The organism is Arthrobacter sp. B6 (assembly GCF_001663775.1).
GTDB lineage: Bacteria > Actinomycetota > Actinomycetes > Actinomycetales > Micrococcaceae > Arthrobacter.
This window is the reverse complement of record NZ_KV467168.1, coordinates 1,918,611-1,932,891: the sequence shown is the minus strand read 5'-3', so window position 1 is coordinate 1,932,891 and position 14,281 is coordinate 1,918,611. Positions and strand designations below refer to the sequence as shown.

Genomic DNA, 14,281 nt, shown 5'->3' with positions numbered 1-14,281 from the left:
AAGGGCACCTGCGGAGCAATCGATCCCCACGAAGTAGGAATAATGACCATCACAGCCAATGCACCAACCCAAGCACCGCTCACCGTCACCCTCGGCTCCAGCGGCGTGACCCCCGAGGACGTTGTCGCCGTCGCGCGCCACAACGCCAAGGTGACCATCTCCCAGGACGCCCTGGACACGGTGGCCAAGGTCCGTGCCCATATCGACGACCTCGCCCACAGTGAGACACCGGCTTACGGCATCTCGACCGGTTTCGGCGCCCTCGCCAACCGGCACATCCCCGGCGAACTGCGCACGCAGCTGCAGAAGTCCCTCATCCGGAGCCACGCAGCCGGCATGGGCCAGGCTGTCGAACGCGAAGTGGTGCGCGGCATCATGTTCCTGCGCGCCAAGACCCTCGCCTCCGGCCGCACCGGCGTCCGGCCGGTGGTCCTGCAGACCATGGTGGACGTGCTGAACGCAGGCATCACCCCCGTGGTCCGCGAATTTGGGTCGCTCGGCTGTTCCGGCGACCTCGCTCCGCTGTCCCACTGCGCACTGGTGCTGATGGGTGAGGGCGAAGCCGCCGGACCCGACGGCGTGACGTACGGCGGGCGCGGCGAACAGCCTGTCGCCGTACTTCTTGCCGAGCACGGCATCGACCCGGTGACCCTCGCCGAGAAGGAAGGCCTGGCGCTGGTCAACGGCACCGAGGGCATGCTGGGCATGCTTCTGATGGCCATTGCGGACCTCCGGCACCTGCTGACGACGGCGGACATCACCGCAGCGCTGAGCGTTGAGGCGCTGCTGGGCACGGACCAGGTGTTCCTGCCGGAGCTCCATGCTGCCCTGCGTCCGCACCCCGGCCAGGCCGCGAGTGCGGACAACATGCTGCGCGTGCTGTCAGACTCCCCGATCGTGGCCTCGCACCGGGTTGGCGACTCGAAGGTCCAGGACGCCTACTCCCTGCGCTGCGCACCCCAGGTTGCAGGCGCCGCCCGGGACACTGTGGACTACGCTGCCTTGGTGGCATCCCGTGAACTCGCCGCCGCGATCGACAACCCGGTGGTCCTGCCGGACGGCCGGGTGAGCTCCAACGGCAATTTCCACGGTGCGCCGGTGGCCTATGTGCTGGATTTCCTGGCCATCGCTGTGGCGGACCTCAGCTCCATCGCGGAGCGCCGCACCGACAGGATGCTGGATCCGGCGCGGTCCCACGGCCTGCCGGCATTCCTCGCTTCAGATCCGGGCGTCGATTCCGGCCTGATGATCGCCCAGTACACGCAGGCGGGGCTGGTCTCCGATAACAAGCGGCTGGCCGTCCCGGCGTCAGTGGATTCCATTCCGAGCTCAGCCATGCAGGAGGACCACGTCTCCATGGGCTGGCACGCGGCACGAAAGCTCCGCAGGGCCGTGGAGAACCTCCGCCGCGTCCTGGCAATCGAACTGGTGACGTCGGCCCGGGCACTCGACATCCGGACCCAGCTATCCGGCGGGGAGCTCACGCCGGGTCCTGCCGGCACCGCCGTGATCGCTGCGCTGCGCAACGTTGTGGACGGCCCCGGCGCCGACCGGTTCCTTTCCCCGGAACTGGAAATGGCAGACCTTCTGGTCGCCTCGGGGGAGGTGGTTTCAGCGGCCGAATCCGCCGTCGGGCATCTCGCCTGACAGGGAATATTGTTCAGTCAGGCTTAGCTTTCCGGTAGCGCGGCGAAATATGTGGCGACACGTACATTCCGGCCCCGGGAAGTGTAGTAGAACTGAAGGTGTAGTAAAAGTCACATCAAAGAGGCTGTGGCGGCAGAACATATACAAAGGGGTAGAAGTTCACATGAAAGCACGTGGGTCAGTCCTACACAGGCGCCATGCCCATTCGGCCACCATCTCAGACTGGGGAACATTCCGGCCTGGGGATCGGGTGGAAATTCTCAAGCACGCGCATGTCATTGCGACGGGCGAAGTCGAGGAAGTGTCGGAGAGCGGAAACGTTCTTTGGCTGGTGCCGGCCGGTCCGTCCGGAAAGCAGCTCTTCCTGAAGTCTGACGGAGTGCAGGTGCGAAGGAGCTAAACCCCGACGCGACGAAGTCCCCGCCGTTTGGCAGTCCCTGGAGACAGGGGCAGGCCAGAGGGCGGGGACTTTTGTGTTCGCGGTGGCCGCACACCTGCGGAAACACCGCGGCGGACGCGTAGCGCCAACCGAAAGAACCGGCCGCCTAGGCCGCGCTGCTCTCGTAAATTTCGCCGAACGGAACCGATTCGTCGAGGGCGACGGTGTAGCGGCCCGGGTGCAGGCGGGTAACCAGGATGCCGCAAGCGGCATCTTTTGCGGCGGTCTCAATCAGTACGGCGACGGCGTTGTCCAGTCCTTCGTGGACCTCGTCCACGCTGGAAAAGTGCAAGTCGACGGCCGGGAATTCTGGTGTTTTGAGAGCCGGCGTAGCGGCCACGGGGCGATCCAAGGTGATGGTATTCATGTGCTGGACTTTCTGTGATGCGTGCCGGAGAGTCCCCCCAGTGTACTGGCCGGCCCCGGCTAAATGTAAGATGACTGCTATTTCATCGCCTGGAGGGGCGGCCGGGGACCCACGTCGCGTGCAAAGGGCCTGAACCAAAAAAATCCGAAGCTTGTCCGCGGGACCGCACCGTGAAGGTGGGGAACCGCGGACAAGCCCCGGACTTTCGGAGCGGGCGGCCTTAGCTGGCCTTGACCGCCAATACCGGGCAGTCCGCCTCCAACAAAATGCGCTGGGACGTGCTGCCCATGATCAGCTTGCCCACCGGGGTCCGGCGGCGCAGGCCGATCACAATCAACTCGGCATTGTGCTCCTCTGCGGCATCGAGTACCTCCGCTGCCGCATCATGCCCACGGACCGGCTGCTTGATCACGTGGTCTATTCCCTGGGTCGCCAGGCGGTCCTCAATGCTCTGGATCTCCGGCTCCTGGGCGTATCTGTTGTCCACCAGGGCATCGCCCTTGGACGAGTTGATGACCAGCAGGGTGGTGTTGGTCTTCCGGGCCTCGGCGATGGCCTGAGTCAGCGCGGCCTCGCCTTCCGGTGTGGGGACGTATCCCACCACAATCGTCATGTTTGCTCCTTATGATCTGTACTTTGATGCTCATCTGCGGGGTGGGCGGTGCCCAGGGTCCTGGGCTAATTAGCCGTTGCCGTCGCCCCCATCGCCGTCGTCCCCGGCGTCGCCCTTAGATTTGCCGTCGGCCCGGTGACTGCCATGGCTGACGGTGCCGCGCGCCACGTCCGTCGGTTCATTTCCGCGGGTGGCGTTTGCGGACAGGAGGGGGGCCGGACGGTTGCGGCGGTACAGCTTGAACAGCAAGGGCCACATGAGGATGATCGCCAGAATGATATAGATGACGACGGCGATCGGCTCGCTCAGGAGGCCGGCGGGGTCACCCGCGCTGAGCTGCAGGCTCTTGCGAAGCTGGCCTTCGATCCGCGGCCCAAGGATTACGCCCAGGATAAGCGGCAGCACAGGGAGTCCGAAGCGTCGCATCATGAACCCCAACGCGCCGAGCACCAGCAGGAGCAGCAGGTCGAACGCCTGCAGGTTCACCGAATAGGCGCCCAGCGTGGCGAAGAACAGGATCCCTGCGTACAGGTACGGCCGCGGGAGCTGCAGGATTTTTGCCCACATCGGTGCCAGGGGCAGGTTGATGAGCAGGAGCAGGAAGTTGCCGATGAAAAGGCTCGCGATCAGGGCCCAGACCAGCGGTCCCTCGTTGGCGAACAGCAGGGGTCCAGGCTGAATGCCGAACTGGACAAACGCTGCGAGCATCACGGCGGCGGTGGCGTTGGTGGGCAGGCCCAGGGCCAGCAGCGGCGTCATGGTTCCTGCGGCTGCCGCGTTGTTGGCTGCTTCCGGCCCGGCAACACCTTCGATGGCGCCCTTGCCGAATTCCTCGGGATGCTTGCTGAGGCGCTTCTCGGTCACGTAGGAGAGGAACGTGGGGATCTCCGCTCCACCGGCCGGTAGTGCACCGAAGGGGAAACCAAACGCCGTTCCGCGGAGCCAGGGCTTCCAGGACCGTTTCCAGTCCTGTTTTCCCATCCAGGGACGGCCTACCGGGATGACGTACAACGGCGTGCGGCGCATATGGGCAGCCACCCACAGCGCTTCACCCACTGCGAAGATGGCCACTGCCACCACCACGATGTCCAGGCCATCGGCCAGCAGGGGCTGGCCGAAGGTGAGGCGGCGCTGGCCGGTGACGGAGTCCATGCCCACGAGGCCGATTGCCAGACCGAGGCCCAGCGAGGCGAAGCCCCTCAGGCGAGACGATCCAAGGACGGCGGTCACTGCCAGGAGGGCAAGCACCATGATGGCAAAGTAGCTCGGTGAGCCCAGGCTGACGGCGAACTCCACCACAATCGGTGCGAAGACGGCCAGCAAGGCGGTGCCGATGGTGCCGGCTACGAACGAGCCGATGGCTGCGGTCGCCAGGGCCTGGGCGGCCCTGCCGGCTTTCGCCATCCTGTTGCCCTCAATGGCGGTGACAACAGAAGACGATTCCCCTGGCGTGTTGAGCAGGATGGACGTGGTGGAACCGCCGTACATGCCGCCGTAGTAGATGCCGGCGAACATGATGAAGGCACTGGTGGGTTCCAGGACGTAGGTGACCGGGAGCAGCAGGGCAATGGTCATGGCCGGGCCGAGGCCCGGGAGCACGCCGACGGCGGACCCCAGGATCACGCCAATGACGGCGTAGAGGAGGTTCATGGGGGTCAGGGCGGTGGCAAAGCCGTCCATGAGGGAGGAGAAGACATCCATCAGAGAATCCCTTCCAGGAGGCCGGCGGGGAGCGGGATGCCGAGGCCAAGGTAGAAACCGTAAAAGGTGAGGACGGAAAGGGCCACGGAGATCAGGCCGTCACGGACATAGTGCCGGCTGCCCAGGGCCCAGGCGCTGCCCCAAAACAGGATGGTTCCCGAGACCACCCAACCGGCCCAGTCGATCAGCAGGATGTTGGCCACGAAGGCTCCCACCAACGGCAGGATGGTCTTCCAGTCGGCGGGGTGTGAGAGATCCACGTCCTCGCCGCCTTCGGCCTCGCCCTGTCCGCCGCGGAGCACGTTGACTGCCAGCAGGACGGCGCAGGCCAGGAGCAGGCCCGCGATGATGTACGGCAGGGTCTTCGGTCCCACCGGATCCGACTGGGAGTACGGGGTGACCAGGGCAATGGCGTCGACGAGGACCACGACACCCACCGCCCCGAGCAGGAGGGCTACCCCCAGCTCGGAGCGGCCTTTGAGCCTGGAGGCCCAAGTTGGTGAAGTGCTCACGCCAGGCCAAGCTTCGTGAGGACGTCCGCCACCCGCTTGTCCTGCTCGGTCAGGAAGCTGGCGAATTCATCGCCCGTGAGGAACGCGTCGGACCAGCTGTTGGCCTTGAGGGCTTCCTTCCAGGCGTCGGTGCCGTGCATCTCTTCGAGGGCGCCGATCAGCTTGGCCTTGTCGTCATCGCTGATCCCCGGAGGGGCGACGATACCGCGCCAGTTGGTGAACACCAGGTCGATGTCGGATTCCTTCAGGGTGGGCGCATCCACGCCTTCCAGCCGCTCTTCGCCACTGGTTGCCAGGACGCGGACCTCGCCGGACTGGATCTGCTGGAGGTATTCGCCGGCGCCGGAGGCCGCGAAGCCCACCTTGTTGCCGAGGATGGCCGGGAGGAGGTCACCGCCGCCGTCGTAGGACACGAAGTTCACTTTGGTGGCATCAATTCCGAGGGCTCCTGCCAGCTGCATGGGCAGGAGGTGGTCCGGGCCTCCGGGGGAGGAACCGCCGCCAACGCTGATGGAGCCGGGGTCTGCCTTCCACGCGGTGACCAGGTCATCGATGGTCTTGTAGGGCGAATCCTTGTTGACCATGATGGCGCCGGGCTCCTCGATGAGCTTGGCCAGCGGAGTGGTCTCCGTCAGCTTGGACTCTGACTTGTTGGTGTAGCTCGCGCCCACCACGCCCAGGCCCATAAGCATGGTGAGGTCGCCGTTGCCCTTTTCGTTGACAATCCGGGCCAGGCCAACGGTTCCCCCGGCGCCGGCCAGGTTGAAGACCTCGGTGTTGGTGGCGACCTTCTCGTCGTCGAGAACTTTCGCAGCAACGCGGGCAGTGGTGTCGTAGCCGCCGCCCGGAGTGTTGGGGACCATGATCTGGAGCCCGGTCACCGGGCCGGCAGCAGCGCCGGGGCTGGAGGTGTTGGTGGAGCTGTTGCCGGTGGCACCGCAGCCGGTGGCCATCAGGGCGATGCCGGCGGCGACGGCGGCGATTCGCAAGGCGCGGATCTGGCGCATGGTGTTCCTCTTCTCATCAAAACTGATCAGCAGGGCTGACTTGTAATTCCGATGCTAGGCCCGGGCGTGACGGGCATCACTCTTGTGTACGCAGAGAAAGTTAAGTTCATTGCGTTCACGTTTCCGGCGTACCACCGGACCATGCCAGGCGCCCGCCGGGCTGCAGGGTGCACCGGTGTGCTGGGGTATAGTTCCGGTACCCTGACCACCAGAGGCCACACCACCAGAGGAAAGAACCATAGTGACTCGACGAAGAGGAATGTCCCTCGCGGGGCAGTACTTGGTTCTGCAGTTGCTGATTGTCCTCGCGGTCCTCGTGGCAGTGGTGGCCATTTCGCTGGCGCAGTCGGCCGCGGCGTTCGAACGCACCGAGGGCCGCCGCGCGCTGTCCGCCGCGGAGGCGCTGGGCAACAACCCCACAGTCCGCGAACTTCTTCCCAACGCAGAGCCGCGGGCGGGGGCAGCCCTCCCCGCCGTGGCGGAGACGGTCCGGACCGTATCCGGCTCGTCCCATGTGGCCCTGGCCAAACTCGATGGGACCATTGTGGCGGCTTCCGATCCGCAACTGTTGGGGACGCCCATGGAGCTTGGCCCCAGCCGCGTGATGGAAGGCCGTTCATGGACCGGCGTGGTGGGCGGTTCCGCTACGGCGGCGCTGTCCGCCCACGTTCCGGTCCTGGACGACGCCGGAAAAATGATCGGCATCGCATCCATCAGCCGCAACTATCCCTCCACGCTCGAGCGGCTGGGGGATGCCGTGCCCAACCTCCTCACCTACCTGGGGGTCGCCAGCGTCCTGGGCGTGGTCGGTTCGCTGCTCCTTGCCCGCAGGGTGAAACGGCAGACCCTGGGAATGGAACCCAGCGAAATTACCGGACTGGTGGAAAACCGCGAAGCCATGCTCCACGGCCTGAAGGAAGGCGTGGTTGCGCTGGACCCGCACGAGCGCATCACCGTCGCCAACGACAGCGCCCGCGCACTGCTGGGCCTGCCCGCTGACTGCGTGGGCAAGAGGCTTGCCAGCCTCGCCGTGGAGCCCGCCCTCAAGGAAGTCCTCACCCGTGAGCAGCCGGGACCTGACCGGCTGGTGCTCGTCGGTGACCGCCTGGTGGTGCTGAACCGTGTGCCCATCCAGTCGCGCGGCCGGGACATCGGCTCCGTCACCACGCTGCGCGACCGCACGGAACTGTCCTCCCTCGAGCAGGAACTCGGCGCCACCCGGACGGCCACGGACACCCTCCGGGCACAGGCCCACGAATTCGCCAACCAGCTGCACGTGATCTCCGGCCTGATCCAGATCGGTGAATATGATTCGGTGGTGCAGTTCGTCAACGGCGCCACGCTGGACCGGACCCGGCTCAACGATGAGGTCACCAGCCGTATCCAGGACCCGGCGCTGGCCGCCCTCCTGATTGCCAAGTCCAGCCTGGCCACCGAACGCGGGGTGACGCTGCAGCTTGCCCCGGAGTCCGGGCTGGCCCGCGTTGATGATGAGCTTTCCCGCGATCTCACCACCGTCGTGGGGAACCTGGTGGACAACGCGTTCGACGCCGTCAGCGGGCTTCCGGAGGCAACGGTCAGGGTGCTGGTGGAGGACACAGCCGACGGCGTCACCGTCACCGTCAGGGATACCGGCCCCGGAGTGCCCGGCGGGGACATGGGGCAGATCTTCACGCAGGGCTTTACCACCAAGGCACCAGGGCCGGGCGGCAGCCGGGGCTTCGGGCTGGCGCTCTCTCGGGTGGTGTGCCGGCGCAGCGGCGGCGACCTCACGGTGGTCAATAACAATGGGGCAGTTTTCACAGCACGCCTGTTGAGGGCGGAGCCGAGAGGAATACAGCAGTGATCAAAGTCCTGATCGTCGACGACGACTTTATGGTGGCCAAGGTCCACGCGGGTTTTATCCAGCGCACTCCCGGGTTCGCCGTCGTTGGGGTTGCCCACACCGGTGCGCAGGCGCTGGCCGAAACCGGACGCCTCCAGCCGGATCTGGTCCTGCTGGATATCCACCTGCCGGATATCAATGGCCTGGACCTGATGCAGCAGCTGCGGGAGGTGGCGCCGGAGCTGGACGTGCTGGTGATCAGCGCTGCCCGTGAGGTGGACACTGTGCGCAAGGCACTCCGCGGCGGGATCGTGCACTACCTCATCAAGCCCTTTTCGCAGACGGACCTGCAGGAGCGGCTGGAGCACTACCGCAACGCCTATCAGGGCCTGGACTCCGCCAAGGATGTTGCGGAGCAGTCGGACGTCAACAGGGTGTTCGGCCTGGACCGGACCGAGCGGCCCCTGCCCAAGGGGTGCAGCGTGGAAACGCTCAAGCTCGTGGAGGCGGCGCTGAAGGAGGCCGACGGCGACCTGTCCGCGGCGGAGGTGGCGACCCAGCTGGGCACATCGCGCGTCAGCGCGCGCCGGTACCTGGAGTACCTCCACGACGAAGGCGTGCTGGAGGTCCGGCTCAAGTACGGAGTCGGCCGTCCCGAGCGGCGGTATGTGCTCAAGGCCTAGCCGCCCCGGCTGAACCGGTGGTTAGCGGAGCAGGGTGTTTACCAGCCGTGCGGCAACCTTGGCGGTCCGGCCATCGATGTCGAACCCGGGGTTCAGTTCAGCCACGTCCAGATGCAGGAGCTTTCCGCTTTCGGCCACCTGCCGGCACACTGCGTTGATCACGGGAAGGGGCACTCCATACGCCGCGGGCGCGCTCACACCGGGAGCCACCGACGCCGGCAGCACGTCCAGGTCAATGGTCAGGTACAGCACGTCCACGCTGTCAAGGAACTGCGTCACGAAGGCTTCTACACGACCGGAAGTGCAGTCCTCATCCAGCACATACTGCACGCCCAGCCGCTCTGCGGTCTCGAAGAGTGCCCGGGTATTGTTCGGTTCGGAGATCCCGACGACGGCGTACCGGAGTTCGCGCCCGGCGGCGGCTTCCGACCGGGCCATCTGGAGGAACGGCGTGCCGGAGCTGGGCCGGGGTTCGTCGCGGAGATCAAAGTGGGCGTCCAGGTTCAGGACGCCCAGCCGCTGGCCGCCACGCACGGCTTCGGAGCCGGCAACCCCCAGATAGCTTGCGTAGGCGGTCTCGTGCCCGCCGCCCAGCACCACGGTGAGCCGGCCGGCGTCGAGCATGGCGGCAATGGCCTGTCCGGCACGGGCCTGTCCGGCCTCCATGTCGCCGTCCGAAACCACAACGTCCCCGGCATCGGACACTGAACGGTCCAGGTGGAAGGCCAGCGGGCCCAGGGCGGCGCGGATCGCTGCCGGGGCCAGGGCTGCGCCCGTCCTGCCTTTGTTGCGGTGCACACCTTCGTCGCTGGCGAACCCGAGGATGACGGCGGGGCGCTGCGCCTGACCGGGCAGGGGACCCACGGGCCCGGCGGAGGACAAGGAAGTGGAGGATGGATCGCCCGGCGCGTAGCGCGAAACAACCTGCCACCAGCGCCGGTGTTCGCCGCCATCGCCGTCGAACCGACCTGTCCAGGGCTTCGGGGGGACATCGACGGTGAGTTCTGGGAGGGCCATGTTTCAAGCTCACCGCATGCCGGCCGGCAAAGCGAGCAGGACCGCCGTCGTCATGTCTGTAATTCCGGAATCCGAAACGCAAGGGAGCACAAATGGCCCCGAATCCTGTGCCGGGCGGTTGCTGGGACTATTGTGGAGCATCCTTACCGGTTGATTCCGGGAAGGGCGATCCCTCCCCAGGACTACGACAGAGGCCGGAGAGCCGCACCATGTTTGAAGCCCCCAGCATCCTCTTCGCAGCGGCAGGAGCTGCGGTTTTTGTTGCCGCCATCCTGCCCAAGCTCCTGCGCAACGCGCCCTTTTCGATGCCCATGGTTTTCCTGGGCGCAGGGATGGCTGTGTTCTCGCTCATTCCGACACTGCCGGATCCGGATCCACTCGTGCACGGCGACTTCACCACGCACCTGGCCGAGGTCTGCGTCATCATTTCCCTCATGGGCGCCGGGCTGGCCCTGGACCGGCCGTTGGGCCGCAGGAGCTGGGCCACCACCTGGCGGCTCCTGGGCATAGCCATGCCGTTGTGCATCATTGCCGTGACGCTGATGGGGCTGTGGTTCCTGGGGCTGGGACTGGGCGCGGCGCTGCTGGTGGCTGCCAGCCTGGCGCCCACGGATCCGGTGCTGGCCTCCGAAGTGCAGGTGGGCGAACCGGCCGATGAACCGGATGAAACGGACAAGGAGGACGAGGTCCGCTTCGGGCTCACGTCGGAAGCCGGGCTGAACGACGGGCTTGCCTTCCCGTTTGTGTACCTGGCCATAGCCATCAGCATTGTGGGCGCATCGCCGTCTGCGTGGTTCCCGGAATGGTTCGGTGTGGACGTGGTCTGGCGGCTGGGAATCGGTGCCCTCGTCGGCTTCGCCACGGGCAAGCTGCTGGCCCGGCTGTTTTTCTCCGCCGGGAAGGAAAGCCTGCGGCTCGCCAACCATTCCGAAGGGTTCGTGGCTTTGGCGGCGACGTTCCTGGCCTACGGCCTCACCGAGATGATCGAGGGCTACGGTTTTATCGCGGTGTTTGTTTGCGCGGTGACCATCCGCTCCGCGGAGCATACCCACGGCTACCACCGTGTGCTGCACTCCTACGTGGAGCAGTTGGAACGGCTGATGACCGTGGTGATCCTCGTCCTGCTGGGCGGCGCCATTGCACGCGGGCTCCTGGCGGAAATCGGCTGGATGGAGCTCCTGGTTGCGCTGGCATTCCTGCTCCTGGTACGGCCCGCAGCCGGCTGGCTTGGACTGCTGGGCGGAAAGACGGGCCCGTACGAACGCGTTGCCCTGTCCTTCTTCGGGATCCGCGGCATTGGCTCCCTGTACTACCTTTCGTATGCGCTGGGAAAGGGCCAGTTTTCGGACCAGGCTGAGTGGCTCTGGTCCTTCGTGGGCCTGGTGGTGGCGCTGTCCATCGTGATCCATGGGGCCACCACTTCGCCGCTGATGAACCGGCTGGACCGCCTCCGGAAGCGGAAGGCCCTCGCGGAATCCGGCGACGAGGGCAAAGCCCCCACAACTCCGGTGTAGGTTACATTCCCAAGGCGGCTTCGATCGGACCAACCGCGAAGAACAGCAGGAACGCACCGGCCACGGCCCACATCAGCGGGTGGATGTCCTTCACCCGTCCCTGGACTGCGCGGATCAGGACGTAGCTGATGAAGCCGGCACCCAGGCCATTGGCGATCGAGTACGTGAAGGGCATCAGGGCGAAGGTCAGGAAAGCCGGAATCGCGATGCCCCAGTCCTGCCAGTCGATCTTTCCCACCTGGGACACCATCATGAAGCCAACAACCACCAGGGCGGGAGCCACGGCTTCGAAAGGCACCAGGTTGATCAGCGGCGTGAAGAACATCGCCACCAGGAACAACAGGCCCGTCACGATGGAAGCAATGCCGGTCCGGGCGCCCTCGCCAATGCCGGCGCCGGCCTCGACGTAGATCTGGTTGGAGGACACGGATGCGCCGCCGCCCACAATGGCGCCCAGGGCGTCCACCTGGAGGACACGGTCGACGTCGGGAATGTTGCCGTGCTCGTCCACGGTGCCTGCCTCGTTGGCCAGGCCAACCATGGTGCCCATCGCGTCGAAGAAGATGCTGAGCAGGATAACAAACGCCAGCAGGGTGGCAGCCACGAAGCCCAGGTGCTCAAACGCACCGAACGGGTTGGCCTTGCCGATCAGGGAAAGGTCCGGAGCCGCCCACTCCGAGAAGGTGGGGGCCACCAGGGACCAGCCCTGCGCGTTGAACGGCTTGTCCGGTGCGACGCTGGGGCCAATGCGGAGTGTCATTTCCAGGATCACCGAGATGGCTGTGGAGGTGATGATGCCGATCAGGATGGCGCCCTTCACCTTCCGCACCACCAAGGCGATGGTGAGGACGAGGCCGAAGACAAACACTGCCGTTGGCCAGCCCAGGAGCTTGCCGTCGAACCCCAGCCCCACGGGGACGGTGGTTCCGGCGGCGTCGGGGATGCGGCGGACAAAGCCGGCATTCACCAGCCCAATCAGCGCGATGAACAGGCCGATCCCCACCACGATGGCTGTTTTGAGGCCGTCCGGAACGGCCCTGAACACGGCGGTCCGGAAGCCGGTAAGGACCAGGATCAGCATGGTGACGCCGGAAATCACCACCAGGCCCATCATGTCCGGCCAGGTCAGGCCCGGGTTGGTGGCCACGGTGACAGCCACGAACGCATTGACGCCCAGTCCGGTGGCCAGGGCGAAGGGGTGCTTGGCCCAGGCGCCCATGAGGATGGTGAGGATACCTGCCACAAAAGCGGTCACCGCGGCCACAGCGGCGAACCCCAGGGAGTTGCCGCTGGAGTCGGGCCCGGAGAGGATCAGCGGGTTAAGGACCACGATGTAGCTCATCGCGAAGAAGGTGGCGAACCCGCCGCGGATCTCGCGGGAGAGGTTGGACCCCCGCTCAGTGATCTTGAAGTACCGGTCCAGTGCAGCGCCTTGCTTAAGCATTAGTCCTCCGGGGGAGTCTGTGGGGATAGTTGAATCCTATGGGGCGTCCGGGCAGCGGCCCCACGAAATCGCCTAGTCTGTAAGGAAGCCAACACAAGGGAGCAGTCCACGCATGCGTTCCATCCGCCGCCAGTTGCTGAGCGCTGTGCTCGGTTCATTCGTTTTCGCCGCCGCGTTGCTGGTCCTGGCCGGTCCCGCCTCAGCGCACGACGCCGCCGAATCCAGCAGCCCGGCCCAGGGTGCCACCGTGGCCACGCCGCCGGAAACAGTCTCCGTCACCTTCAACAACAACCCGCTGGGCATCGGCTCGCAGTTCTCCGTGAAGGACGAAACAGGTGCCGAATGGGCCGACGGCGCCGTTGAGATCGTGGACAACGTGGCGTCCCAGAAACTCAAGGCGGGTGCTCCGGCAGGCGCTTACACAGTGAGTTGGCGCGTGGTCAGTTCGGATTCCCACCCCATCGAGGGGACATTCGGGTTCACCGCCACCGCGGCGGCTGCCGGTGCGGCACCGACTGCAGTTTCGACGTCGGCCACTGCTGTGCCCGGCATGGGCACAGCCGAGCCGGGAGCCACCGCAACCCCGTTGCCGGTCCCGGACGCTTCCCAGCCGTTCCCGTGGAGCCTGGTGATATTCGTGGCCGTGGCCGTGGGACTATTGGTGGCCATCGGCATCCTCGCCAAGCGGCGCCTTGGCGCTGCCGGCGACGAAGAAGAGAGCGCGTAGGCCGGCAGGACTGCCGTCCTAGGCGGGGAGGACGGCCAGGCTGCCCGCGAGGACGGTGGGCGCGTTCTCCGGATGCACTTTCGACGAGATGGCCTGGCCCACTGTCTTGGCCTGCCGCAGTACTTCCTTCGGCGACGGCGTGATCAGGTCGCCCACTCCCACCAGGTAGATTCCAATTGCCCGCATCGCCGCCACCACGTTGCGCCCGACGGCAATGCCGAAATCGCTGAGCATGCGGCGCAGTTGGCTGTGGGCGCAGCGCGTGAGGACGATGTGGTCGGCCAGCAGGATGCCAGTGGGTGTGTGCACCTCCCACTGGTGCGAAGCGTTCACGTCGGTGGTGGCCGCCTTCGCCGCGGAGCCGGACGCCGGGCGGACCATGCTCAACTGGACGGCGCGCGTGGTGCTGCGGACGTCCATCTGGTGGCTGGCCGCGTAGTTACGCAGATGGCGGAGGATTTCGTTCCGTTCCTTGAGGGAAACGGAGTCGGCTGCATCGCAGCGCTGCAGTGAAGCGGTGTTGGCCGGTTGGCCGGCGCCCAGGATGTCGAGTCCGTCCACCACGATCGATTGCACGCCCCGGCGACGCAGTTCGGCGGCCACAGCCAGGCCGGAGAGGCCCGTGCCGATAATCACCGTGGTGGTCTGTTCGGTCCCGCCATTTACAGGCATGCTTGACACTACAGTTTTCCTCCTTCGAAGGTGTGGGCAAACGCAGGCATCTTCGCCATGCTCTCGCTCCGTTACCCCCAAAGTCCGGTCGCAATAGCCGGGCCGGGACGTTC

General features: G+C 65.9%; 14 protein-coding genes. 6 read left to right on the top strand and 8 right to left on the bottom strand.

Annotation, left to right across the window (positions count from 1 at the left end; translation table 11 throughout):
* The first annotated feature begins 42 nt into the window (after positions 1-42).
* Together hutH and AU175_RS22345 are read left to right on the top strand one after the other, a co-directional pair.
* A complete protein-coding gene (gene hutH, locus AU175_RS08405; RefSeq protein WP_066287415.1) occupies positions 43-1,647 on the top strand; it encodes a histidine ammonia-lyase in 1,605 nt (534 codons plus the stop codon).
* A gap of 163 nt (positions 1,648-1,810) precedes the next feature.
* Positions 1,811-2,047 (top strand): hypothetical protein, encoded by a 237-nt coding sequence (locus tag AU175_RS22345; RefSeq protein WP_066287413.1) that lies wholly within the window; start codon positions 1,811-1,813, stop codon positions 2,045-2,047.
* Between the two features lie 145 nt (positions 2,048-2,192).
* On the opposite strand, the gene AU175_RS08395 is transcribed toward AU175_RS22345, so the two are convergent.
* The 5 genes from AU175_RS08395 to AU175_RS08375 form a co-directional block, all read right to left on the bottom strand.
* Positions 2,193-2,453 carry a hypothetical protein gene (locus tag AU175_RS08395; protein WP_231938494.1) on the bottom strand — a complete coding sequence of 87 codons (261 nt, stop codon included), beginning with the start codon at positions 2,451-2,453 and terminating at the stop codon, positions 2,193-2,195.
* Positions 2,454-2,673: 220 nt separating this feature from the next.
* Positions 2,674-3,066: a universal stress protein gene (locus tag AU175_RS08390; RefSeq protein ID WP_066287412.1), complete on the bottom strand. Its 393-nt coding sequence runs from the start codon at positions 3,064-3,066 to the stop codon at positions 2,674-2,676.
* A 69-nt stretch (positions 3,067-3,135) separates the two neighbouring features.
* Positions 3,136-4,767, bottom strand: a complete 1,632-nt coding sequence (locus tag AU175_RS08385; protein ID WP_066287411.1) for a tripartite tricarboxylate transporter permease — start codon at positions 4,765-4,767, stop codon at positions 3,136-3,138.
* Complete coding sequence (locus AU175_RS08380; protein ID WP_066287409.1) at positions 4,767-5,279, bottom strand: tripartite tricarboxylate transporter TctB family protein; 513 nt, start codon at positions 5,277-5,279, stop codon at positions 4,767-4,769. The genes AU175_RS08385 and AU175_RS08380 overlap by 1 nt, the downstream gene beginning before the upstream one ends.
* On the bottom strand, positions 5,276-6,286 hold the full coding sequence (locus AU175_RS08375) for a Bug family tripartite tricarboxylate transporter substrate binding protein (protein WP_066287408.1): 1,011 nt from the start codon (positions 6,284-6,286) through the stop codon (positions 5,276-5,278). The genes AU175_RS08380 and AU175_RS08375 overlap by 4 nt, the downstream gene beginning before the upstream one ends.
* Before the next feature lie 259 nt (positions 6,287-6,545).
* Here AU175_RS08375 and AU175_RS08370 point away from each other — a divergent pair, with 259 nt between their 5' ends.
* Together AU175_RS08370 and AU175_RS08365 are read left to right on the top strand one after the other, a co-directional pair.
* The gene (locus AU175_RS08370; RefSeq protein WP_066287407.1) at positions 6,546-8,132 is read left to right on the top strand and encodes a sensor histidine kinase; all 1,587 of its coding nucleotides are present in this window, start codon (positions 6,546-6,548) and stop codon (positions 8,130-8,132) included.
* Entirely contained in the window at positions 8,129-8,794 is a 666-nt protein-coding gene (locus AU175_RS08365; RefSeq protein WP_066287406.1) for a response regulator, read from the top strand. The genes AU175_RS08370 and AU175_RS08365 overlap by 4 nt, the downstream gene beginning before the upstream one ends.
* A 21-nt stretch (positions 8,795-8,815) precedes the next feature.
* Here AU175_RS08365 and hutG read toward each other — a convergent pair whose 3' ends face one another.
* Complete coding sequence (hutG, locus tag AU175_RS08360) at positions 8,816-9,811, bottom strand: formimidoylglutamase (RefSeq protein WP_066287404.1); 996 nt, start codon at positions 9,809-9,811, stop codon at positions 8,816-8,818.
* Between the two features lie 209 nt (positions 9,812-10,020).
* On the opposite strand from hutG, the gene AU175_RS08355 reads away from it, so the two are divergent.
* Positions 10,021-11,325: a cation:proton antiporter gene (locus AU175_RS08355; RefSeq protein WP_066287402.1), complete on the top strand. Its 1,305-nt coding sequence runs from the start codon at positions 10,021-10,023 to the stop codon at positions 11,323-11,325.
* A 1-nt stretch (position 11,326) separates the two neighbouring features.
* Here the strand turns inward: AU175_RS08355 and AU175_RS08350 are convergent, their stop codons facing one another.
* Positions 11,327-12,769 (bottom strand): NCS2 family permease, encoded by a 1,443-nt coding sequence (locus AU175_RS08350; RefSeq protein WP_066287401.1) that lies wholly within the window; start codon positions 12,767-12,769, stop codon positions 11,327-11,329.
* Between the two features lie 112 nt (positions 12,770-12,881).
* On the opposite strand from AU175_RS08350, the gene AU175_RS08345 reads away from it, so the two are divergent.
* Entirely contained in the window at positions 12,882-13,496 is a 615-nt protein-coding gene (locus AU175_RS08345) for a copper resistance CopC family protein (RefSeq protein WP_066287400.1), read from the top strand.
* An 18-nt stretch (positions 13,497-13,514) separates the two neighbouring features.
* Here the strand turns inward: AU175_RS08345 and AU175_RS08340 are convergent, their stop codons facing one another.
* A complete protein-coding gene (locus AU175_RS08340; protein WP_066290799.1) occupies positions 13,515-14,168 on the bottom strand; it encodes an NAD(P)-binding protein in 654 nt (217 codons plus the stop codon).
* Between the last annotated feature and the right edge of the window lie 113 nt (positions 14,169-14,281).